28 protein-coding genes and 1 riboswitch are annotated in these 21,397 nt (G+C 71.4%); of the genes, 12 read left to right on the top strand and 16 right to left on the bottom strand.

The features are described 5' to 3' along the window. Positions 1–72 precede the first annotated feature (72 nt). Complete coding sequence (locus I6J71_RS18965) at positions 73–774, top strand: substrate-binding domain-containing protein (protein ID WP_204095915.1); 702 nt, start codon at positions 73–75, stop codon at positions 772–774. 60 nt (positions 775–834) lie between these two features. Here I6J71_RS18965 and I6J71_RS18960 read toward each other — a convergent pair whose 3' ends face one another. Both I6J71_RS18960 and I6J71_RS18955 read right to left on the bottom strand, forming a co-directional pair. Next, a complete protein-coding gene (locus I6J71_RS18960) occupies positions 835–1,659 on the bottom strand; it encodes an aldo/keto reductase (protein WP_204095914.1) in 825 nt (274 codons plus the stop codon). 93 nt (positions 1,660–1,752) lie between these two features. Continuing rightward, entirely contained in the window at positions 1,753–2,559 is an 807-nt protein-coding gene (locus I6J71_RS18955; protein WP_239155026.1) for a helix-turn-helix domain-containing protein, read from the bottom strand. A 181-nt stretch (positions 2,560–2,740) separates the two neighbouring features. Between I6J71_RS18955 and I6J71_RS18950 the strand changes: the two genes are divergently transcribed. Continuing rightward, complete coding sequence (locus tag I6J71_RS18950; RefSeq protein ID WP_204095913.1) at positions 2,741–3,103, top strand: nuclear transport factor 2 family protein; 363 nt, start codon at positions 2,741–2,743, stop codon at positions 3,101–3,103. 314 nt (positions 3,104–3,417) lie between these two features. Next, positions 3,418–3,518: riboswitch (glycine riboswitch) on the bottom strand. Positions 3,519–3,559: 41 nt separating this feature from the next. Here the strand turns inward: I6J71_RS18950 and I6J71_RS18945 are convergent. Next, positions 3,560–4,141, bottom strand: coding sequence for a MerR family transcriptional regulator (locus tag I6J71_RS18945; RefSeq protein ID WP_204095912.1), 582 nt, complete (start codon positions 4,139–4,141; stop codon positions 3,560–3,562). A gap of 256 nt (positions 4,142–4,397) precedes the next feature. On the opposite strand from I6J71_RS18945, the gene I6J71_RS18940 reads away from it, so the two are divergent. Next, positions 4,398–5,033 carry a TetR/AcrR family transcriptional regulator gene (locus tag I6J71_RS18940; protein WP_204095911.1) on the top strand — a complete coding sequence of 212 codons (636 nt, stop codon included), beginning with the start codon at positions 4,398–4,400 and terminating at the stop codon, positions 5,031–5,033. Positions 5,034–5,082: 49 nt separating this feature from the next. Here I6J71_RS18940 and I6J71_RS18935 read toward each other — a convergent pair whose 3' ends face one another. From I6J71_RS18935 to I6J71_RS18910, 6 genes are all read right to left on the bottom strand, one after another. Then, on the bottom strand, positions 5,083–5,556 hold the full coding sequence (locus I6J71_RS18935; RefSeq protein ID WP_204095910.1) for a bifunctional nuclease family protein: 474 nt from the start codon (positions 5,554–5,556) through the stop codon (positions 5,083–5,085). A 219-nt stretch (positions 5,557–5,775) separates the two neighbouring features. Then, positions 5,776–6,534, bottom strand: a complete 759-nt coding sequence (locus I6J71_RS18930; protein ID WP_204095909.1) for a MerR family transcriptional regulator — start codon at positions 6,532–6,534, stop codon at positions 5,776–5,778. Then, positions 6,531–6,998: a glycogen accumulation regulator GarA gene (garA, locus tag I6J71_RS18925; RefSeq protein WP_033287853.1), complete on the bottom strand. Its 468-nt coding sequence runs from the start codon at positions 6,996–6,998 to the stop codon at positions 6,531–6,533. The genes I6J71_RS18930 and garA overlap by 4 nt, the downstream gene beginning before the upstream one ends. A gap of 133 nt (positions 6,999–7,131) precedes the next feature. Next, positions 7,132–7,515: a glycine cleavage system protein GcvH gene (gcvH, locus tag I6J71_RS18920; RefSeq protein WP_204095908.1), complete on the bottom strand. Its 384-nt coding sequence runs from the start codon at positions 7,513–7,515 to the stop codon at positions 7,132–7,134. 45 nt (positions 7,516–7,560) lie between these two features. Next, positions 7,561–8,154 (bottom strand): CDP-alcohol phosphatidyltransferase family protein, encoded by a 594-nt coding sequence (locus I6J71_RS18915; RefSeq protein ID WP_204095907.1) that lies wholly within the window; start codon positions 8,152–8,154, stop codon positions 7,561–7,563. A gap of 178 nt (positions 8,155–8,332) precedes the next feature. Beyond that, a complete protein-coding gene (locus tag I6J71_RS18910) occupies positions 8,333–8,545 on the bottom strand; it encodes a hypothetical protein (protein ID WP_239155024.1) in 213 nt (70 codons plus the stop codon). 390 nt (positions 8,546–8,935) lie between these two features. On the opposite strand from I6J71_RS18910, the gene I6J71_RS48400 reads away from it, so the two are divergent. Then, positions 8,936–9,442: a hypothetical protein gene (locus I6J71_RS48400; protein ID WP_239155022.1), complete on the top strand. Its 507-nt coding sequence runs from the start codon at positions 8,936–8,938 to the stop codon at positions 9,440–9,442. A 21-nt stretch (positions 9,443–9,463) separates the two neighbouring features. Here I6J71_RS48400 and I6J71_RS18900 read toward each other — a convergent pair whose 3' ends face one another. Continuing rightward, positions 9,464–11,170 carry an AMP-binding protein gene (locus I6J71_RS18900; protein ID WP_204095906.1) on the bottom strand — a complete coding sequence of 569 codons (1,707 nt, stop codon included), beginning with the start codon at positions 11,168–11,170 and terminating at the stop codon, positions 9,464–9,466. Between the two features lie 34 nt (positions 11,171–11,204). Continuing rightward, a complete protein-coding gene (locus tag I6J71_RS18895; RefSeq protein ID WP_204095905.1) occupies positions 11,205–12,047 on the bottom strand; it encodes a crotonase/enoyl-CoA hydratase family protein in 843 nt (280 codons plus the stop codon). Positions 12,048–12,160: 113 nt separating this feature from the next. On the opposite strand from I6J71_RS18895, the gene I6J71_RS18890 reads away from it, so the two are divergent. Continuing rightward, positions 12,161–13,036 (top strand): alpha/beta fold hydrolase, encoded by an 876-nt coding sequence (locus I6J71_RS18890; protein WP_204095904.1) that lies wholly within the window; start codon positions 12,161–12,163, stop codon positions 13,034–13,036. Between the two features lie 4 nt (positions 13,037–13,040). Here the strand turns inward: I6J71_RS18890 and cobA are convergent, their stop codons facing one another. From cobA to rpmB, 5 genes are all read right to left on the bottom strand, one after another. Further along, a complete protein-coding gene (gene cobA / locus I6J71_RS18885) occupies positions 13,041–14,258 on the bottom strand; it encodes a uroporphyrinogen-III C-methyltransferase (RefSeq protein WP_204095903.1) in 1,218 nt (405 codons plus the stop codon). A gap of 201 nt (positions 14,259–14,459) precedes the next feature. After that, positions 14,460–14,711 carry a 30S ribosomal protein S18 gene (gene rpsR, locus I6J71_RS18880; protein ID WP_204095902.1) on the bottom strand — a complete coding sequence of 84 codons (252 nt, stop codon included), beginning with the start codon at positions 14,709–14,711 and terminating at the stop codon, positions 14,460–14,462. Beyond that, entirely contained in the window at positions 14,708–15,013 is a 306-nt protein-coding gene (gene rpsN / locus I6J71_RS18875; protein WP_204095901.1) for a 30S ribosomal protein S14, read from the bottom strand. The genes rpsR and rpsN overlap by 4 nt, the downstream gene beginning before the upstream one ends. Next, positions 15,013–15,180 (bottom strand): 50S ribosomal protein L33, encoded by a 168-nt coding sequence (gene rpmG / locus I6J71_RS18870; RefSeq protein ID WP_204095900.1) that lies wholly within the window; start codon positions 15,178–15,180, stop codon positions 15,013–15,015. The genes rpsN and rpmG overlap by 1 nt, the downstream gene beginning before the upstream one ends. Next, the gene (gene rpmB, locus I6J71_RS18865) at positions 15,181–15,417 is read right to left on the bottom strand and encodes a 50S ribosomal protein L28 (protein WP_204095899.1); all 237 of its coding nucleotides are present in this window, start codon (positions 15,415–15,417) and stop codon (positions 15,181–15,183) included. 77 nt (positions 15,418–15,494) lie between these two features. Here rpmB and mrf point away from each other — a divergent pair, with 77 nt between their 5' ends. From mrf to I6J71_RS18830, 7 genes are all read left to right on the top strand, one after another. Further along, positions 15,495–16,742 carry a ribosome hibernation factor-recruiting GTPase MRF gene (gene mrf, locus I6J71_RS18860; RefSeq protein WP_204095898.1) on the top strand — a complete coding sequence of 416 codons (1,248 nt, stop codon included), beginning with the start codon at positions 15,495–15,497 and terminating at the stop codon, positions 16,740–16,742. Beyond that, positions 16,739–17,017 carry a type B 50S ribosomal protein L31 gene (locus I6J71_RS18855; protein ID WP_204095897.1) on the top strand — a complete coding sequence of 93 codons (279 nt, stop codon included), beginning with the start codon at positions 16,739–16,741 and terminating at the stop codon, positions 17,015–17,017. The genes mrf and I6J71_RS18855 overlap by 4 nt, the downstream gene beginning before the upstream one ends. Further along, a complete protein-coding gene (gene rpmF, locus I6J71_RS18850; RefSeq protein WP_204095896.1) occupies positions 17,017–17,175 on the top strand; it encodes a 50S ribosomal protein L32 in 159 nt (52 codons plus the stop codon). The genes I6J71_RS18855 and rpmF overlap by 1 nt, the downstream gene beginning before the upstream one ends. Then, positions 17,172–18,266, top strand: a complete 1,095-nt coding sequence (locus tag I6J71_RS18845) for a GTP-binding protein (RefSeq protein WP_204095895.1) — start codon at positions 17,172–17,174, stop codon at positions 18,264–18,266. The genes rpmF and I6J71_RS18845 overlap by 4 nt, the downstream gene beginning before the upstream one ends. A 211-nt stretch (positions 18,267–18,477) precedes the next feature. Beyond that, positions 18,478–18,930: a MarR family winged helix-turn-helix transcriptional regulator gene (locus I6J71_RS18840; RefSeq protein ID WP_239155020.1), complete on the top strand. Its 453-nt coding sequence runs from the start codon at positions 18,478–18,480 to the stop codon at positions 18,928–18,930. Positions 18,931–19,001: 71 nt separating this feature from the next. Then, positions 19,002–20,630 (top strand): MFS transporter, encoded by a 1,629-nt coding sequence (locus I6J71_RS18835; RefSeq protein ID WP_204097129.1) that lies wholly within the window; start codon positions 19,002–19,004, stop codon positions 20,628–20,630. Beyond that, complete coding sequence (locus I6J71_RS18830) at positions 20,627–21,370, top strand: dienelactone hydrolase family protein (protein ID WP_204095894.1); 744 nt, start codon at positions 20,627–20,629, stop codon at positions 21,368–21,370. The genes I6J71_RS18835 and I6J71_RS18830 overlap by 4 nt, the downstream gene beginning before the upstream one ends. Positions 21,371–21,397 lie beyond the last annotated feature (27 nt).

Here is a 21,397-nt window from a genome sequence, read left to right as displayed (position 1 = left end):
TCGCTAACCTGTTAGAGTGATAACGGTTTAATTGCGTAGCAGCGCGTGTGCGCACATCTCGAAAGGACAACGATGGGGCGACACAGCCTGGCCGAAGAGCCGGTGCCGCACCCTCTCGATCCGCCGAAGCGCCCCCAGGGCCGCAGCGAGACGACCGGTTCCCACCGCATCGTCGCCGCGAAGGCTCCGCGCCGCCGGATCGCCAAGTGGCCCCTCGCCTGCCTGGGACTCGTCATCCTGGTCGCGGTCGGTGTCTTCGGCTGGAACTACGCCGACAGCGTCCTGAACAACCGCGCCGAGGCCCAGGCCGCCACGTGCACCGGAACGCGCACGACCGTGCGGGTCGTCGTCACCCCGCAGATCGCCCAACCGGTCGACACCGCCGCGGCCCGCTGGAACTCCGACCTCACGCAGAGCCACGGCGCGTGCGTGCACGTCGACGTCGAGAGCAAGCCCTCCGCCGACGTGCTCAACGCCCTGACGGGCAAAACCGACGTCGCGACCATCGGCGGCCTGCCCGACGGCTGGATCCCCGAGTCGTCGTACTGGATCACGCAGCTCACGAACGCGAAGCCGGCGCTCATCGGCGCGCCGCCGATGTCGATCGGCTCCGGCAAGCCCGCCGACTACCCGTTCGTGGGTCTGGTGGGCTCATCGCTCGGCGGGCCGGCGACCGACGAGAACCAGCAGCGCGCCACGCAGACCTTCCGCGCGTACCTCAAGGAACCTGCGCAGCTGGCGGCCTTCGCGGCGGCCGGCATCCGCGCGGCCTGACCTCCGAACGCGACCAGCGGCCGGTCCCGGACACCGGGGCCGGCCGCTGGTCGCGGGTGCTCAGCCGAACGCTTCGGGGTCGGCGCCCGTGCGGCGGCCTTCGTCGAGCTCGGCCAGCGCGACGAGGTCGTCGTCGGCGAGCTCGAAGTCGAACACCGCGAAGTTCTCTTGGATCCGCGAGGGCGTCACCGACTTCGGGATGGCGATGATCCCCTGCTGCAGGTGCCAGCGCAGCACCAGCTGAGCCGGCGACTTGCCGTACTTCGCCGCGAGCGAGGTGAGCACGCGCTCGCCCAGCAGCCGCCCGCGCGCGAGCGGGCTCCACGCCTCGGTGGCGATCCCGTACTCGGCGTGGAAGGTGCGCAGCGGCAGCTGCTGCAACCACGGGTGCAGCTCCACCTGGTTCACGGCCGGAACCACGTCGGTCTCGTCGAGCAGCCGCCGCAGCTGCGGGATGCCGAAGTTCGACACCCCGATCGCACGCACGCGGCCGTCGCGGTAGAGCCGCTCCAGCGCGCGCCAGGTCTCGACGTAGCGATCCAGCCGCGGCTGCGGCCAGTGGATGAGGTAGAGGTCGACCTGCTCGAGCCCGAGTTGGGCCGCACTCCGGTCGAAGGCGCGCAGGGTGCTGTCGTAGCCGTGAGAGTCGTTCCACACCTTGGTGGTCACGAACAGCTCTTCCCGTGGCAGGCCCGACGCGCGGACGGCCGCGCCGACCTCGGCCTCGTTGCCGTAGAGAGTGGCGGTGTCGATGCTGCGGTAACCTGCTTCGATCGCCGCCGCGACGACCTTCTCCGCCTGCGCGGCGCGGACCTGGTAGACGCCGAACCCGAGCTGCGGGATCGGCACGGAGTTGTTCAGGGTGAGCAGGGGCGGGTTGGCCATGAAGGCGGGATCCTCACTGCGGTGTCCTGGGGTGCACCGACGATCCTTCCACTCCTCGCGCGCCCCGGCCCAGCACCTCGCCGTCCGGCGTGTTCAGCCCTCCCGCGAGCGCAGGTACCGCGCCGTCCCGGGGTCCGCGGGGTAGAACGACTCGATGACCAGTTCGGCCACGGTGACGTCGAGCGGCGTACCGAAAGTGGCCACGGTGCTGAAGAACGTCAGCTCGGTGCCGCGGTGCACGTAGCGCAGCGGGACGAAGATGTCGCCGGGCCCGGGCATCTCGACCTCCGGCACGGGCTGATCGCACGGGTACCCGCGCAGTTCCGCGAGCAGTTCGGCGAGCTCGGCGTCGGCGGTGCTCTCGACCTGCCGGCGCAGCCGGCCGAGCAGGTGGGCGCGCCACTCCCCCAGGTTCAGGATGCGCGGCGCCATGCCGTCGGGGTGCAGCGTGGCCCGCAGGACGTTGACCGGGGCGGCCAGCAAGTCCGGTGCCACCCCCTCGACGAGCAGGCCGAGGCTGCTGTTGGCATCGACCAGGTTCCAGCCGCGGTCGACGACGGCCGCGGGGTACGGGTCGTGGCCGGTGAGCAGCTGCCGGACCGCGTCACGCACCGCCGTCAGCTCCGGCGCGGTCAGCTCGCTCTCGCCGTACGCGGGCGCGTAGCCGGCCGCGAGCAGGAGCCGGTTGCGTTCGCGCAGCGGGACGTCGAGGTGCTCGCCGAGGCGCAGCACCATCTCGCGGCTCGGCTGGGACCGACCGGTCTCGACGAAGCTCAGGTGGCGCGTGGAGACGTCCGCCGCGATAGCGAGGTCGAGCTGGCTGATGCGGCGCCGGTCGCGCCACTCCCGCAGGAGCTCGCCGACCGCGCGCCGCGTGGGGGCCTTCACCGAAGTCGTCACGGGTCCGACGCTACGGCCCGCGGCGGCCCGGGGCCATTACCCCGGGGGTAATCGGCGGGTGCGGGTTTCGGGCCGGGCGGGCGTTACCTCCCGCGTAATCGACGGATGGCGCCGGCCGCAGCAGTCTTGGCGGCACGCCGGACGACGAACCCGTTGTCCGCCAAGCAGAGGGAGAGCACCCGTGTCCGATGTGACCACCACCGTCGAGCAGTACATCGCCATCTGGAACGAGACCGACGCCGAGCGCCGGCGCGCCCTCGTCGCCGAAGTCTTCACGCCCGACGTGTCCTACACCGACCCGCTCGGCGCCGTCACCGGCCACGACGGCATCGACGGCTTCATCGGCGGTGCGCAGGCGCAGTTCGCCGGGTTGACGTTCAGCCTGCCGGAGGCACCGGACGCGCACCACGACCTGGCGCGCTTTCACTGGTACCTCACGGCGCCGGGTGCCACCGAGCCCCTCGCCATCGGTTTCGACGTCGTCGAACTCGCCGACGGCCGCATCACCAAGGTGCACGGGTTCCTGGACAAGATCCCGGGCTGACGTGCCGCGCGAGAGCGGCGGGCTCGCCCGGACGCGGGTCCGCCGCCGCGTCGGTCCACTGTGGACGGATGCGCGGTTCAGACCAATGCGGGAGCCGTGATCCTGGCGCGAAACGATCACCCGTTCCGCCGCATGAGGTCTGAACCACCCGGAACGACCCTTCACAGACCCGGCGCGACAGCCAGGTCCGTGGTCCTCCCCACTCTGTCCGTACCCCTTGGGGCGCCTGAGAGTTTCACCCGCGTGGATTGCCGGGCTTGCACCGTCGGCGGAACCGGCTGGTGGTCTCCAACCGGCCCACTTTCCAGAGGCGTCTCGTCCGCGCGGTCCGGGGTGCCTGAGAGGTTCCGGGGAGGACTTGCTCCTTCGGCGCCGAGCTCGTGGATGCCGGCTCGGTCTCTCCCGCGCGGGTTCGTCGACCGCACGCTCAGTCTAGCGCGCCTTCGCGGGCGGTGATCACCCGGTGCGGCGGGAGTTGCGGCGCTGGGTGAGCTCGTCCGGAACGACCGATTCGATCACGCCGCCGTCGGCCCGTTCGGCCGGGAACTCGTGGATGGTTCCGCTGATCTCCTGCATCGCGCCGCTGACCGCGATGCCGAACACACCCTGGCCGCCCTGGAGCAGATCCACGATCTCCTCCGGTGAGGTGCACTCGTACACCGTGGTTCCGTCGGAGAAGAGGGTGACGCGGGCCAGGTCGCGGACCCCGCGCACGCGCAGGTGATCGACCGCGACGCGGATGTTCTGCAGCGAGACCCCGGTGTCCAGCAAGCGCTTCACGACCTTGAGGACCAGGATGTCCTTGAACGAGTACAGCCGCTGCGAGCCCGAGCCGTGGGCGGTGCGGATGCTCGGCGCGACCAGCTTCGTCCGGGCCCAGTAGTCGAGCTGCCGGTACGTGATCCCCGCGATCTGGCACGCGGCCGGGCCGCGGTAGCCGACCAGCTCGTCCGGAAGGGAGGAGTCGGGGAACAGCTCGCCCTGCTCGCCATCGGCGGCACGAACGGGCGGCCTCTCCGGACTACCAGCCTCGACCACGCAAGCCTCCCTTCGCCCGACCTGGTGGCCGGCGAACGACAGCCGGTCGAGCCCAGGAGCGGGATCGGCCGGGGTGAACCGCCGCGACCGCGCTCCGGTCGGAGAATCACATCGTGGCGATTTACCGCCTTCGACGGTAAGGCCGCGTTGCGGACCGGTCAACGCGACGCGCGGCGTACCTCCAGCTCGTCTCGGGGCTTTGGTCCGTTCGCCGTACGAGTTGACATGGCTTATCCAGCCAAGTAACTATTTACTCATGCGAGTAAACCTCGACACGCAGGCCGAGCTGGGCCTGAGCGTCACCGAGGCGACCACGCGAGCGCAGATCATCGGCGCGACCATCGCGACGATCGCCGATCACGGCTACGCGCGCACGACGTTCGCCAAGATCAAGGACCGTGCGGGGCTCTCCAGCACTCGCATGATCAGCTACCACTTCACGAACAAGGCCGGGCTGATGCAGAACGTGCTGAGCACGGTGTCCGAGACGAAGGCGATGTTCCTCCAGGAGCGCACCCACGGCATCGACCCCGGTGACCGGCCGCGGAACCTGCGAGCGCACATCGAGACGTCAGTGGCGTTCCTGCGCGAATACCCCGAGTGCGTCAAGGTGCTCGGTGAGCTGTCGGCGAATGCCGGCGACGCGGACGGCTGGGCCATGACGTCGGTGCTGGTGGGCGAGCTGCGCGTGGGCGCCGTGCAACGCCAGCTCAGGCAGGGGCAGGCCGAAGGGGCGTTCGGCGAGTTCGCGCCGGAGGTGATGGCGATGTCGATCGCCCAGGCCATCGACGGTGTGGCGGCGGCGTACGCGGCGGACCCGTCGATCGACCTCGACCGCTACGGGCGGGAGGTCGCGGACCTGTTCGAACGGGCGACGGCCCCGAAGCGCTGATGTCGGCGCGAACGCGGGGGGACGACCGCGCTCGCGCCGGCGGCACGGCTCAGGTGTCGGCGCCGCGGAAGTCTTCCGGGGAGACGGAGTCGAGGAACTCGCGGAACTTCTCGACCTCGTCCTCCTGCTCGTCCGGGATGATCAGGCCGGCTTCCTCCAGCACCGCGTCGACCGCGTGGATGGGGACGCCGATCCGCAGCGCCAGCGCGACCGAGTCGCTCGGGCGGGCGGACACCCGGATGTCACCGTCGAAGACCAGCTCGGCGAAGAACGTGCCTTCTTTCAGATCGGTGATCACGACCTGCTCGAGTTCGCGGCCGAGCGCGCCGATGACGTCTTTGAGCAGGTCGTGGGTCAGTGGCCGGGCGGGCCGGACTCCCTGCTGCTCCAAGGCGATCGCGGTCGCCTCGACCGACCCGATCCAGATCGGCAGGTACCGCTCGCCCTCGGTCTCCCGCAGCAACAAGATCGGCTGATTGTGGGGCAGCTCCACCCGCACACCGACGACGCGCATCTCGCTCATCGGGTTTCGCCTCCCTCTCGTGCACACGGGCTGCAGCGCGGTGAGACGTACTCGCGCCGTTGGGTTCGACGCTACCCGTCCTCAGGGCACTGTGCTCGCTAGTGGCGGACTTTCTCGGTTCGCTGCGCCGCAAACCGTCTCTCACGGTACGGCATGCAGAGCCCAACATTCAGGCATTGACAAGTGATGTGAACGGCTTCTCGGCCCGATGTGTCCGGTTCAGCCACCGGTGACACCCCGGATACCCGCCTTCACGAGGAGCGTGTGCAGCGTCACCGACAGCGCCGCGAGCTCCCGGACCACCTCGTCGGCCCGGGCTTTCGCGTCCTCGTCACGGTGGCGATACACCGGGGTCACGATCTGCTCGAGGAGCCCGACCTCGCGGTCGGCCGCCGCGCGGAAGGCACGCAGGTGTCTCGGCTCGATACCGAATTCGGTCATCGCCTTCACCGTGCGCGCGATCAGCACCGTGTCGGGCCCGAAGAACCCGGCCGCGCCCGGCCGCACGAGACCGTACTGCTGCAGTTCGGCGAGGGTGGCGACGTCGATGCCGGCTTGCGCCAGCAGCTCTTCCTGCGTCAGCCGGACCTCGGGCCCGGTCTCGAAGTCCTCCGCCGCCGGCAGGCCGCCGGTGTCGGCCGGGTCGAGCGACACCAGCTTGCGAGGCAGGCGAGGTGCGGCCGCGGCGGGCTCCGCACCGGAGTCCGCCGCGTCCAGCTGTTCCTTGATGACCTTGAGCGGGAGGTAGTGATCCCGCTGCGCGGACAGCACGAAGCGCAGCCGCTCCACGTCCGCCGGGGCGAACTGCCGGTACCCCGAGGCCGTGCGGCCCGGCCGAACCAGGCCTTCCGCCTCGAGGAACCGGATCTTCGAGATGGTGACATCGGGGAAGTCGCCGCGCAGCTGCGCCAGGACCGCCCCGATGCTCAACCCGTCGCGCCGAGCCTCCGAACGACCGGGCTGCCCGGCCGCCGTCACTGCGCCCCCTGGCCCCCGTGCCCCGGGCCCGTCAGGAAGACGAGGCGGAACTTCCCGATCTGGACCTCGTCGCCGCCGGCGAGCACGGCCTGGTCGACCGGCTCGCGGTTGACGTACGTGCCGTTCAGGGAACCGACGTCGATGACGACGAACTCCCCGCCCTCACGCCGGAACTCGGCGTGCCGGCGGGAGACCGTGACGTCGTCGAGGAAGATGTCGCTGTCGGGATGCCGGCCCGCGCTCGTGGTGTCGCGGTCCAGCAGGAAGCGCGAACCCGCGTTGGGGCCGCGCTTGACGACCAGGAGGGCGGAACCCGGTGGCAGGGCGTCGACACCCTGGACCGGTGCCTCGGCGGCCGGCGCGGACTCCTGGCCTTCGACGTCGGCCAGGAAGTCGGCCCGGAAGACAGAGGTCCGCTCCGGAGACTGCTCCGGGGGAACGCCGGGCCCGTCGTTCGTGCTCACCTGAGCTCTCCTCTACACAAGATGTTGCCATTGACCAAGAACGTGTAGCTGCCAACGTACCGTGCCTGATCGGTTCCGGACCCCGGGGCTCCCCCCTTCGGCCTGCGGAACCCCCGGGCCAGCCCGAACGGGCTCAGCCGTTGGTCAGCGCCTGGTACGCCTCGGCTTCGAGCAGGGCGTCAAGCCCCGACGGGTCGTCCATGCGGATCTCGACGAGCCAGCCTTCGCCGTAGGGGTCGGAATTGATCAGTTCCGGCGATTCGCCCACCGCGTCGTTCACCGCCACGATCTCGCCGTCGACCGGCGCGAACAGCTCCGAGACGCTCTTGGTCGACTCGACCTCGCCGAAGACGTCGCCCGCGCCGACCTGCTTGCCGACCTCGGGCAGGTCGACGAACACGACGTCGCCGAGCTGGTCCTGGGCGTACTCCGTGATGCCCACGCGGACGAGCGCGCCCTCCCGCGTGGCCACCCACTCGTGTTCCTCCGTGTAACGCAGCTCTTCTGGAGTGGTCAACGCCCCTCCCCTTCCTGGAACCGATTTCTCGCGGGCAGTCTTCCATCACCGGCTGCGCAGTGCGCGCACTGCCTGCATGACGTACAGCGCGCCGGACCACACGTAGAGCGCCCCGCCCCAGATCATGAAGGCGTAGGCGATCGGCCGCGCCACCGCGGCCACCGTGGACCCGCCCTGCGTGAGCAGCAGGAACGGGAACGCGTACATCAGCACGAAGGTCGCGCCCTTGCCGATGTAAGTCACTTCGGGCGGCGCGAACCCGGCGCGGCGCAGGGCCAGCACGCACACGCCGAGCACGGCCTCGCGCAGCACGAGCGGCACCACGACCCACCAGGGGATGATGCCGCGGATGAGGAACGCGACGAGGGTCGCGAGGATGTACAACCGGTCGGCAGCGGGATCGAGCAGCTGTCCCAGCCGCGACATCTGGTCGAGCCAGCGGGCGAGCTTGCCGTCGAGCCAGTCGGTGAGCGCCGAGAAGACGAGCAGCGCGAGCGCCCACCCGTCCTCCTTCGGGCCCAGCAGGAGCCAGAGGAACACGGGCACGCCCGCGAGCCGCAGCAGCGACAGGATGTTCGGGACGTTGAACGCCTGCCGCAGCAGGGAAGGCTCCGTCTTGGGCTCGGGGACCGTCGTCACCCGCCCAGCCTAGAGGGGGCGAGCGCCGCTGACGCCGGTGGTCACGCGGTCGGGTCGCGGATTTCCCGCCGCCAGCGCTTGCCCGCGCGGCGGCTGATGGCGGATGCGGGCAACGGGGCGGCGGTGCGGCCGGGTCACGGGGTGCGCGGACCCGGCCGCGGGTGCGAACTCGGTTCGCTCAGCCGGCGCGGCGGTGGCTCCAGCCCCGGCGCTGGAGTTCGGCGTTGCTGAGCGTCTCGGGGCGGCCGCGGTCGTCCGTGCCGGCCCAGCGGGCACGGCCGGGACGGCCTTCGAGGACGTAGGGCCGGCCGCAGCACCACACGACGCTGCAGGGCGCGGTGGGCGGCGTGGCCTTGGAGTTCCCGGAGGTCTCGGAGATCTCTGCGGTCACTGAGGTCTCTGAAGTCTCTGCGGTGGCTGACGGGGTGACGGGCTCGCTGGCCGTTTCGGTGGTCATGCTCGCGGTGCTCTTGTCTCTCGGGGTCGGCGGGTGGACGGGGACGGGAACGCGACGGGGCGTTCCCACCGGTATTTCGGCACGAGAGCGGCGGGCGTTAGCGGCCGCGCCGGAGATTCGTCCGATCGGTGAGAAAAGGATTTCCGCTGTATCAACGCGTTAACACCAGCTTAACCGTCCACAGTAGACCCACTTCCGGGGGAGCCCGGCGAGACGGAAGCCCCGGTTCCGGTAACCTCCGTCCGCCGTGCCGGGTGTCGGTGCCGGTTACGGCGCGTCCCGGGGGCCAGAATGTCCGGCAGAACCCCCGGCGAAAGGACTCCGGTGCCCCCGTCGAAGCCCGCGTGGCGGCCGCTGCTCGCGGCCTGGCTCGTGGTGCCGGCGCTCGCCGCCTGTTCGGGCGACCCCGCACCCCGGCTGGCCGCACCGCCGCCACCGTCCGCGACCACCCCGACGTCGTCACCGCCGTCGACGACGTTCTCCCCTCCCCCGCCGCCTCAGCCGACGCACGCGCCGCCGGGCACGACGGCGAAGCCCACGACGTCGGCCACCACGGTTCCGGGCTCCTGCGGCACCGTGACGGCCGCGAGCGGCCTGACGCTGTACGTGTTCGACAGCCAGGCGGGCGGTGTGCCGTGCGCCGAGGCCATGACACTCGTCCGCGACTTCCACGCGAAGATCGCCGGCCGCCAGGGCGCCGGGTCCAACGACGCGGTGAACGACACCGTGTCGGGGTGGCTGTGCACGTCGGGACCACCCGCGTCGCAAGGAGGCACGACGTGCAGCAAGGGCGAGCAGACGGTGTTCGCGGCCGTTGTCCCGTCGGAGTGAGCGGGACGACGGCCGCGCCCGTCAGCCCTTGAGGTCCGGGAAGTCCTCCTCGCGGTACTCGCCCTCGGGCCGGGTGTTCTCGTGCTCGCGCCCGCGCAGCTCGACGCGGCGGATCTTGCCGGAGATCGTCTTCGGCAGCTCGCCGAACTCCAGGCGCCGGATCCGCTTGTAGGGCGCGAGGTTCTCCCGCGCGTAGGCGAGGATCTCGCGGGCGGTGCCGGCGGTCGGCTCGTGCCCGGCGGCGAGCACCACATACGCCTTCGGCACGGCGAGCCGGATCGGGTCCGGCGCGGGCACCACGGCGGCCTCCGCGACGGCCTCGTGTTCGAGCAGCACGCTCTCCAGCTCGAACGGCGAGATCCGGTAGTCCGACGCCTTGAACACGTCGTCGGTGCGCCCGACGTAGGTGAGGTAGCCGCGTTCGTCGATCGAGCCGACGTCGCCGGTGTGGTAGTAGCCGCCCGCGAACGCGGCCGCCGTGCGTTCGTCGTCGTCCGCGTAGCCCACCATCAGGCCCACCGGCCGGTGCGCGAGGTCGAGGCAGATCTCGCCCTCGGTCGCGCGCTCGCCCGTCACGGGGTCGATCAGCGCCACCTCGAAGCCCGGCAGCGGACGGCCCATCGAACCGGGTACGACTTCCTGACCGGGGGTGTTCGCGATCTGCACGCTGCTCTCGGTCTGGCCGAAGCCGTCTCGGATGGTGACCCCCCAGGCCTTCTCGACCTGCTCGATCACCTCGGGGTTGAGCGGCTCCCCCGCGCCGACGACCTTTTTCGGCGGCGTGCGCAGCACGGTGAGATCGGCCTGGATGAGCATGCGCCACACCGTCGGCGGCGCGCAGAAGCTCGTGACACCGCAACGGTCCATCTGCGCCATCAGGGCGCCGGCGTCGAAGCGCGCGTAGTTGTACAGGAACACCGTGGCCTCGGCGTTCCACGGCGCGAACACGTTGCTCCACGCGTGTTTGGCCCAGCCGGGCGAGGAGATGTTGAGGTGCACGTCGCCGGGCTCGAGCCCAATCCAGTACATTGTGGACAGATGCCCGATCGGGTAGGACACGTGCGTGTGCTGCACCAGCTTCGGCTTCGCCGTGGTGCCGGACGTGAAGTACAGCAGCAGCGGGTCGGCCGCGGCGGTCGTGCCCTCGGGGGTGAACTCGGCCGGCTCGGCGTAGGCCGTGGTGAACGCGTGCCAGCCCTCGACCGGGTCGCCGACGGCGATGCGCGTGTAGTCGCCGGCCACATCGGCGAACTTGGGCGCGTCCTCGGCGCGGACCACCACGTGCTTGGCCCGTCCTCGCTCCACGCGGTCGACGAGGTCGGCCGGGCCGAGCAGCGTCGAAGCCGGGATGATCACGGCGCCGAGCTTGATCGCGGCGAGGATCGTCTCCCACAGCTCGCCCTGGTTGCCCAGCATGAGGATCAGCCGGTCACCGCGCGCGACCCCCAGGCGGCGCAGCCAGTTGGCCACCTGGTTCGAGCGGGCGGACATCTCCGGGAACGTCCAGCGGTTCTCGGAGCCGTCCTCCTCGACGATCCAGAGCGCGTACCGCTGCGCGTTCGCGGGGTCGCGGGCCACCACGTCGAACCAGTCGAGCGCCCAGTTGAACTCCGCCGGCTGCGGCCAGGCGAAATCGCGGCGGGCGGTGTCGTAGTCCTCGCGGTTGGCCTGCAGGTAGTCCCGCGCCTCACGGAAGACCCGGTAGCTCTCCGAAGCGCCATTGCTCACGTCGTACTCCCTCTTGCTCGCGTACGTGCCTGTTCTACTCGCCCTTGAACTCCGGCGCTCGCCGCTCGAGGAACGCCTGCACGGCCTCGGCGAGGTCCCTGCTCGGCAGGAACGCGGCGTTCCACGCGGCGACGTAGCGCAGGCCGTCGGCGACCTGTCGTTCGGTGCCGGCGGCGAGGACCTGCTTGGTGCCCTGCACGACCAGCGGCGGGTTCGCGGCGATGTCGGCGGCGACTTCGCGCGCCTCGGCGAGCAGCGTCTCCCGGTCGGGGTACACGTCGTTGACCAGGCCGATCTTCTCGGCGCGCGCGGCGTCGACGTCCTTGCCGGTCAGGGCGAGCTCACGCACGTGGCCTTCACCGACGATCGTCGCGAGCCGCTGCAGGCTGCCGAGGTCGGCGACGATCGCGACCTTGACCTCGCGGACGCTGAACTTGGCGTCGGCACTGGCGAGGCGGATGTCGGCCGCGCTGATCACGTCGACGCCGCCGCCGACGCACCAGCCGGAGACTGCGGCGATCACGGGCTTGCGGCACTCGGCGATCGAGCTGACGGCCTCCTGCAGGCGCCGCACCTCCTGGTGGAACTCCGTGCGCGGACCGGCGAGCGCGTCGCCGGCGAGCAGCGGTGCCCAGCCGCCCATCATCGCGGGCAGGTCGAGACCGTAGGAGAAGTGCGCCCCGCTGCCGGTGAGCACGATCGCACGCACGCGCGGGTCGGCGTCGAGGGCGCCGAACACCAGCGGCAGCTCCCGCCAGAAGTCGGGGCCCATGGCATTGCCCTTCGCCGGGCCGAGCAACGTGACCTCGGCGATGGCGCCCTCGAGGTCGACTTGCAGCGAGACGAGAGCGGGCAGGGCGTCAGCAGGTGCGGTCATGTCCGTCATCTTGACCCATCCGGTTGACGCTGTGCCAATTCGGTCCCGGGATGCTTTCCTGTGTGGGGAGCGAGAGATCGAAGCGGCCCTCGACCACGAGAGGAAGGTGGCGCATGAGCCCGGCCCCCGTCCCCGCCGTCGACGTCCCGCCGCCGGATCCGGTGCCCGCGCGCCGCACCCGGCCGATCGAGCTGTCGGGCTCGTTCACCGTCGGCGGGCAGCGGCTCTGCTACACCGAGTACGGCACCGGCGACCGCGTCGTGGTGCTGATGCACGGGATCATGTTCACCCGCCGGATGCACGCGCCCCTGGCCCGCCGTCTCGCCCGCGCGGGGTACCGCGTGGTCACCCTCGACCTGCTGGGCCACGGCGACTCCGCCCGGCCGGCCGAGTCGTGGCGCTACTCGATGCCGGCGTTCGGCGAGCAGGCTGTCGCGCTGCTGGACCACCTCGAGCTGCCGTCGGCGGTGATCGGCGGGACGTCGCTCGGCGCCAACGTCGCACTCGAGGTGGCGGTGGCCGACCCGGCGCGGGCACGCGGCCTGGTGGTCGAGATGCCGGTGCTGGACAACGCGATCGTCGCCGGCCTGCTCACGTTCGCCCCGCTGCTGTTCGCGGCGCGCTTCCTGCCCGTGACCGTGCGCGGCGTGGCGCTGGCCGCCAACCTGGTGCCGCACGGCAGCCAGTGGGTCGACGTCGTCACCGACACCCTGACCCAGCAGCCCGAGCCCATGGCGGCGCTCCTGCACGGCGTGCTGTTCGGCCGGATCGCACCCCCCAAGTCGATCCGCCGCTCGCTGGCCACGCCCGCCCTGGTCATCGGCCACGAAGGCGACCCCATCCACCCGTTCGGCGACGCCGACACGCTGGCCGCGGACATGCCGAACGCGGAGTTCGTCCAGGCGCGCAGCCCGGTCGAACTCCGCATGGACCCCCAGCGCCTCACGGCGGCGATCAAGGACTTCGCCGAGCGCTGCTACGAGAGCTGAGCCCTCACCGGGCCAGGCCGGCCACCGGACCGAACACGATCACCGCCGGCGGCTTCACGCCCGCGGCCGCGGCTTCGTCGGCGACCTTGGCCAAGGTCGAGCGCAGTGTGCGCTGCGTGCGCATCGTGCCGTCTTCGATGACGGTGGCCGGGGTGTCGGCGGGGCGGCCGCCGTCGAGCAGGGCCGCGGCGAACTGGGGCAGGCGTTCGACGCCCATCATCAGTACGATGGTGCCGCTCAGCCGGGCGAGCACGGACCAGTCGACGAGCGAGCGCGGGTCGCCCGGCGCGACGTGGCCCGACACGACCACGACTTCGTGGGCGACGCCGCGGTGGGTAACCGGGACGTCGGCGACGGCCGGCACCGCGAAGGCGCTCGTGATGCCGGGGACCATGGTCACCGGGACGCCCGCGGCCACGCACGCCTGCACTTCCTCGAAACCGCGGCCGAAGAGGTACGGGTCGCCACCCTTCAGGCGGACGACGAACTTGCCCTCCTGGGCCTTCTCGACGAGGGTGCGGTTGATGACGTCCTGGCTCGCGGCCCGGCCGTAGGGGATCTTCGCGGCGTCGACGACCTCGACCTCGGGCGCGAGTTCGTCGAGCAGCTCACGCGGCGCCAGCCGGTCGACGACGACGACGTCGGCGCGCGAGAGCAGCCGGCGGCCGCGCACGGTGATGAGGTCCGGGTCGCCCGGGCCGCCGCCGACGAGCGCGACGCCCGGCAGTTCGGTGTCGTCGGCACGGGGAACGCGGCCGTCGAGGACGGTTCCGGCGTGCAAGGCGTCGAGGACGCTGTCGCGCACGGCCGCCGAGCGCAGCGGCTCGCCGCCGGACAGGACGCCGAACAGCAGCCCGCCGTGGCGGCCCGACGCGGGTGTCACGGCGCTGCCGGACTCCCCCTCGTCGGCGCGCACGCAGAAGACCCGCTCGCGCTCGGCCTCGGCGCACACGGCGGCGTTGACCTCGGGGTCGTCGGTGCACGCGAGCGCGTACCAGGCGCCGGCAAGATCACCCTCGGCGTAGCGGCGCTCGTGCCACACGAGCTCACCCGCGTCGGCCATCGCGCTCACCGACGGCGTCGTGTGCGGTGACACCAGCTCGACGCGCGCGCCCGCGCGAATGAGCCGCGGCAGGCGGCGCTGGGCGACCGAGCCGCCCCCGACCATCACGACGCGACGGCCGGCGAGCTGGAGTCCGGAGAGGTAGTGCGGGTCGTCCATGCCGGGAAGTCTGCCTGCCCGTCCCGTCGCGCGCTGCGGCAGGGCCGCGACTCCGCCGAGGCCCGCAGCACCCGGTCGGCACCGGTGAGCAGCGCCGGCCCCGTCGCGCCGGCGAACGGCGCGGTTCGGCCGTCTCCGCGGTGCGGTGAGCATCACGCGCCGTCCCGGAGGCCGGGCCACGGCCTCCGGGACGGGCCCGCGTCAGCCTCGCGCGGCGACCGGATACGGCAGCAACGCCATCTCCCGCGCGTTCTTGATCGCCGCGGCCACCTGCTTCTGCTGCTGCGGCGTCAAGCCGGTGACCCGGCGGGCGCGGATCTTGCCGCGGTCGGAGATGAACGTGCGCAGCAGGTCCACGTCCTTCCAGTCGACGACGGTGATCCCGCGGGCGTGCAAGGGGTTCACCCGCTTGCGGGCGGCGCGGTCACGACCGGGCTTCGGCATCCGGCTCACCAGCTCGACTTCGAGACGCCGGGCAGCTCGCCGCGGTGCGCCAGCTGCCGCACGCGCACGCGGGACAGGCCGAACTTGCGCAGGTACCCGCGCGGGCGGCCGTCTGCGGCGTCGCGGTTGCGGATGCGCGTGGCGCTCGCGTCGCGCGGCATGCGCTGTAGCGCCACCACCGCGTCCGCCTTCTCCTGCGACGAGGCCGAAGGCGAGGCGATGACCGCCTTGAGCGCCCGGCGCCGCTCGACGTAGCGCGCCGCGATGACCTTCCGTTGTTCGTTCTTCGCGATCTTCGACTTCTTGGCCATCAGCGCTCTTCCTTGAACTCGACGTGCTTGCGTGCCACGGGGTCGTACTTGCGCAGGACCAGCCGGTCGGGATCGTTGCGGCGGTTCTTCCTGGTCACGTACGTGTAGCCGGTCCCGGCGATGGACCGCAGCTTCACGATCGGCCGGACGTCGGTGCTCTTCGCCATCTAGAGCTTCACCCCCTTCGCGCCCAATTCGGTGACGACCGCGTCGATGCCGCGTTTGTCGATCGTCTTCATGCCCTTCGCGGACACCTTGAGCCGCACCGTCCGGCCGAGGCTCGGCACGTAGTAGCGGCGGGTCTGCAGGTTCGGCTCCCAGCGCCGCGACGTTCGGCGGTGCGAGTGCGAGACCTGTTTGCCGTAGCCCGGCTTGCGGCCGGTGACCTGGCACACGGCTGACACGGCCCCTCCCTAGTTGATAGTGACATTCGTTTTCAATTAAGCTGCCACCGTACCCCGTCCCGTCGACTGGAGCTTCAGTGACCCCACACCCGCGTGTCCCGCTCGTGCTCGTCAGCGGGCTCGCCGCCGATCCCGACGACGAGCTCGCCGAACTGCTGCGCCGCGCCGGCCCCGGCGTCGCCGTGGTCCACCACGACCTGCGGCAGATCGGCAGCGGCGTCGTGCGCCGGCGGATCCGCCTCGGCGCCCGCGAAGAGCTCACCGCGCTCGAGCTCGCCCACGGCTGCGTGAACTGCACCCTGCGCGAAGACCTGCTCCCCCTGCTGCGCCGGCTCGCCCGCCGCCCCGACGTCGACCGGATCGTCGTGCGCCTCGACGAGGCCATGGAGCCCGAGCCCGTGAGCTGGGCGATCGCCAACGTCCTCGTCGGCGACCGGCCCGTGAGCGACGACGTCGGGATCGAAGCCGTGTACACCGTCGTCGACTGCGCCACGTGGCTGGCCGACGCGTCCGGCGACGAGCTGCTGCTCGAACGCGGCCTGCAGGGCAGTCCTGAGGACGAGCGGACGGTCGCCCAGGTCGCGCTGGCGCAGGTGGAGTTCGCCGACGTCCTGGTGCTCGCGGGTGCGGCGCCGGATGCGTGGTGCGCGGCCAAGTCCGCGGCCGTGCTCGACCGCGTCGCACCGTCGGTCCCGCGGGTCGAGCTCAGCCGGACGGACGCGGCTGCGCTGCTCGCCGCCGTGCCCGAGCGCGCCCGCCGCGGCGAGGTCACCGACCTGCACGGCGCCCTGCTGCGCGGCCAGCCGCCACTGCACGCGGAGTGCGGCATCGAGGTACTCACGTTCACCGCGCAGCGGCCGTTCCACCCCGAGCGCCTGCACGAGGCGATCGACACGTTGCTCGGCGGCGTGGTCCGCACCCGCGGCCGCGTTTGGGTGGCGAGCCGGCCCGACGTCGCGTTCTGGCTCGAGTCGGCCGGCGGCGGCCTGGCCCTCGGGCACGCCGGACCGTGGCTCGCGTCCCCGCACGGGCCGGACTGGGCCGACGTCTCCCCCGAACGCCGCACGCTGGCGTCGCTGCGCTGGCACGAGGTCTGGGGCGACCGGGCGCAGGAGCTCGTGGTGGTCACCGATCTGGCGGCCCCGCGCGACCTCGAGGACGCGCTGCGGGGCGCGCTGCTGACCGACGAGGAGCTGGCCGATGGAGAAGCTGCCTGGCGCAGCTACCCCGACCCGTTCGGCGAACGGCACGAAGACCCGTGTGACGCCACCGAAGAACAAGACCGGCACGTCAGCGCCGCCAACCGGAAGGACGAACCGCAGTGAAACCCGGCATCCACCCCGACTACCACCCCGTGGTGTTCCGCGACTCGTCGACCGGCGACGCGTTCCGCACCCGCTCCACCGCGACCTCGGACCGGACGATCGAGTGGTCCGACGGCACCACCTACCCGCTCGTGGTCGTCGACATCAGCGCGTGGTCGCACCCGTTCTGGACCGGCAACCAGCGGATCGTCGACTCCGCGGGCCAGGTCGAGAAGTTCCACCGCCGCTACGGCCGCCGGGACAAGGGCGGCACGGGTCAGGACGGTGCGCGCTGATGGCCGTGCCCAAGCGGAAGAAGTCGCGCAGCGCCACGCGGTCCCGGCGCGCGCAGTGGAAAGCCGTCACGCCGGATCTCGTGCCGATCACCGTCGACGGGGAACGCAGACTGGTCCCCCGTCGGCTGATCAAGCACTTCCAGCGGCTCTCGCGGTGAGCGTCCCCGTCACCGTCCTGTCCGGGTTCCTCGGCGCCGGGAAGACCACGTTGCTGAACCACATCCTCGCCAACCGCGACGGGCTGCGGGTCGCGGTGATCGTGAACGACATGAGCGAGGTCAACATCGACGCCGCGCTCGTGCGCGACGGCGTGTCCCGCACCGAGGAACGCCTCGTCGAGCTGACCAACGGGTGCATCTGCTGCACCCTGCGGGAAGACCTGCTCGACGAGGTGGCCCGGCTGACCGCGGACGACCGGTTCGACCACCTGCTGATCGAGTCGAGCGGGATCTCGGAGCCGATGCCGGTGGCCGCGACGTTCGCGTTCCCCGGCGGGGACGGCGCGCCGGTGCTCTCCGGCGCGCGGCTGGACACCATGGTCACGGTGGTCGACGCCGTGAACTTCGGCCGCGAACTCGCCGGCGGCGATTCGCTCGCGCAGCGCCGGCTCGACCAGTACGAAGGCGACGAGCGCACCGTGTCGGACCTGCTCGTGGACCAGGTCGAGTTCGCGGACGTGCTGCTGCTGAACAAGACCGACCTCGTGCCCGCCACGGAGGCGGAGCGCCTGGTGGCGGCCCTGCGGCGGCTCAACCCGGCGGCGGACGTGCTCACCGCGGAGTTCGGCCGGGTGCCACTGCGGCGGGTGTTCGGCACGGCCCGCCACGACCCGGCGCGTGCGCAGCAGGCCCCGGGGTGGGTCGTGGAGCTCAACGGCGACCACGTCCCCGAGACCGAGGAGTACGGCATCTCGAGCGTCGTGTTCCGCGCCACCCGGGCGTTCGACCCGGCGCCGCTGTGGGACTTCGTCACAACGCGGCTCGACTCCGGCGAGTTCGGGACGGTGTTGCGCTCCAAGGGGTTCTTCACGCTCGCGTCGCGCACGGGCACGCTGGGCTTGTGGTCGCAGGCGGGCGCGGTGGCCCGCTTCGAGCCGCAAGGCGTGACGCGGGCGCCGCAGCAGGAGCTGGTGTTCATCGGCGTCGACTTCGCCGGCGACCCGCTGCTGGCCGCACTCGAGGCGTGCCTCACCGACGAGCCGGTGACCACCGATCCGTTCCCCGAATGGACTCCCGTGCACGTCCACTGAGGACAGACGACGCCACTGAAGGCCGCGCGAACCCCACCCCGGGGTCGCGCGGTCTTCGCCGTTTCCGGCAAGTTCCGGACTCGTTCACCGGGCCGCGCGAGCCTGATCATCAGTGCTGGTCCACGGCGGACAGACCGCGCCTGAACTGCGCGTTTCGTTGCCGTTAGGAGCGGTTCGCGAAGGTTGATCAATCCAGGTTTATGAGTTTAGGTTGACGAACGGGGCGGATCGGATCACCAAGGACCTCGTGGAGGGCGCCGCCGACCTGCGGGTCGCGCTCGGGCGCCTCGTGCGGCGGCTGCGCCAGGGTTACGTGGTCGGCGAGGCGACGCTGTCGGAGAGCTCCGTGCTCTCCCGCCTCGACCGCGACGGGCCCGCGACGCCCGGGTACCTCGCCGAGCAGGAGCGGGTGAAACCGCAGGCCATCGGCGCGACCCTGGCGGGGCTGGTCGACCGCGGGCTCGTGGCGCGCAGGCCCGACGCCGCCGACGGACGGCGGGTGCTGATGTCCGTGACCGAAGCCGGCCGCAAACTCCTGACCGACCGGCGTTCACTCAACACCCAGCGCGTCGCCCGGGCCCTGGCCGACGGCTTCGATGCCGAGGAACGCCGCCGACTACTCGAGGTGATCCCGTTGCTCGAACGCCTGGCCGACGAACTGTGACGACCACGGCCACCAGCCGCGGCGGCCGCTACAAGTGGGTCGCTCTCTCCAACACCACCCTCGGCGTGCTGATGTCGGCCCTCGACGGCTCGATCGTGATCATCTCGCTGCCCGCGATCTTCCGCGGCATCGGGCTCGATCCGCTCGCCCCGGCCAACATCGGGTACCTGCTCTGGATGATCCTGGGCTACCTGTTGGTGTCCGCCGTGCTGGTGGTGACGCTCGGCCGGCTCGGCGACATGTTCGGCCGCGTGAAGATGTACAACGTCGGGTTCGTGATCTTCAGCGTCGCGTCGGTCGCGCTGTCGTTCGACCCGTTCCACGCCGGCGGCGGCGCGCTGTGGCTCATCGGCTGGCGCATCGTGCAGGCTGTCGGCGGCTCCATGCTCACGGCCAACTCCGCGGCCATCCTCACCGACGCGTTCCCCCGCGAGCAGCGCGGGATGGCCCTGGGCATCAACCAGATCACCGCGCTGGCCGGGCAGTTCCTCGGCCTCGTCGCCGGCGGCCTGCTCGCCGAGATCGACTGGCGCGCGGTGTTCTGGGTGAGCGTGCCGTTCGGCATCTTCGGCACGGTGTGGTCGATCCGCAGCCTGCGCGAGATCGGCAAACCGCGCCGCGCGCGCATCGACTGGGGCGGCAACATCACCTTCGCCGTCGGGACCGCGTTCCTGCTCGCCGCGATCACCTACGGCATCCAGCCCTACGGCGACGCCGCCACCGGCTGGGGCAACCCGTGGGTGCTGGGCGGCATCGCGATCGGCGTGCTTCTGCTCGTGGTGTTCTGCGTGATCGAGTCCCGTGTGAAGGACCCGATGTTCCAGCTCGCGCTGTTCCGGATCAGGGCGTTCAGCGCGGGCAACCTCGCGGCGTTGCTCACGGCGATCGCGCGCGGCGGCCTGCAGTTCATGCTCATCATCTGGCTGCAGGGCATCTGGCTGCCGCTGCACGGCTACGAGTACGAGAAGACCCCGCTGTGGGCCGGCATCTACCTGCTGCCCCTGACGGTGGGCTTCCTCGTCGCGGGCCCGGTGTCGGGCTACCTGTCCGACCGGTTCGGCGCCCGGCTGTTCTCCACGACCGGCCTGGTGCTCGTGGCGGGGTCGTTCCTGGGGCTGCTCGCACTGCCCGTCGACTTCTCCTACCCCGTGTTCGCGCTCCTGCTCGTGCTCAGCGGGCTCGGCCAGGGCATGTTCTCCGCGCCCAACACGTCCGCGATCATGAGCAGCGTCGCCGACCACCAGCGCGGCGTCGCCTCCGGCATGCGCTCGACGTTCCAGAACTCCGGCACGGCGCTGTCGATCGGCGTGTTCTTCTCGCTGATGATCGCCGGGCTCGCCGGGTCGCTGTCCGAGACCCTGACGAGCGGGCTGCAGGCCCACGGCGTGCCGCCGGCCACCGCGGCCGGTGTGGCCCAGCTGCCGCCGGTGAGCACGCTGTTCGCGGCGTTCCTCGGCAGCAACCCGGTGGCGCACCTGCTCGGCCCGGATGTCCTTTCCGGACTGTCCCCCACCGACGCCGCGGCACTGACCGGCAAGGAGTTCTTCCCGCAGCTCATCTCCGGCCCGTTCCACCACGGGCTGGTCACCGTCTTCACGGCGGCCGCCGTGATGGCGCTCGTCGCGGGGATCGCCTCGGTGTCCCGCGGGAAGCGCTACTTCCACGAACAAAGCGTCAACCCAGACAGGGAGAACGGATGAACGACACGCTCACCGCCGGCACCGTCACGATCACCGGCCACGGCGGTGACGAAATCGAGGCGTACCTGGCGCGCCCGCTCGACCCCGCTCCGCGCGGCGGTGTCGTGGTGATCCACCACATGCCGGGTTACGACCCGGCGACCAAGGAGATGGTCCGCCGCTTCGCCGCCGAGGGTTTCGCGGCGCTGTGCCCGAACCTGTACTCGCGCGAGGCGCCGGGCGCGAGCCCCGACGACGCCGCCGCGACGGTGCGCGCCGCCGGCGGCGTGCCCGACGAGCGCCTCGTCGGTGACGTCGAGGGCGCGGCGAAGTACCTGAAGGGGCTGGCCAACGCCAACGGCAAGATCGGCGTGATCGGCCACTGCTCGGGCGGGCGCCAGACGTTCCTCGTCGCGTGCTCGACGAAGGTCGACGCCGCGGTGGACTGCTATGGCGCGTTCGTGGTCAACGAGCCGCCGGCCGGCATGCCCGCGTCGATGAAGCCGCTGCTGGGCCTCGCGCCGCAGCTGTCGGCCCCGCTGCTGGGCATCTTCGGCGCCGACGACCAGTACCCCGCGCCCGAGGAGACCGCGAAACTCGCCGCCGAGCTCGATCGCCTCGGCAAGGAGCACGAGTTCCACACCTACGAGGGCGCCGGCCACGCGTTCTTCGCCGTCGACCGCCCGAGCTACCGCCCCGAGGCCGCCGTCGACGGCTGGGCCAAGATCCTCGACTTCTACCGCCGGCACCTCGCCGCCTGAACCACCGAGCGGCCTGAACCACCGAGC

Origin of the sequence: Amycolatopsis sp. FDAARGOS 1241 (genome assembly GCF_016889705.1) — a bacterium.
Classification (GTDB): Bacteria; Actinomycetota; Actinomycetes; order Mycobacteriales; family Pseudonocardiaceae; genus Amycolatopsis.
Note: the sequence above shows the minus strand (reverse complement) of the source record. Positions and strands in the feature narration are given on the sequence as shown.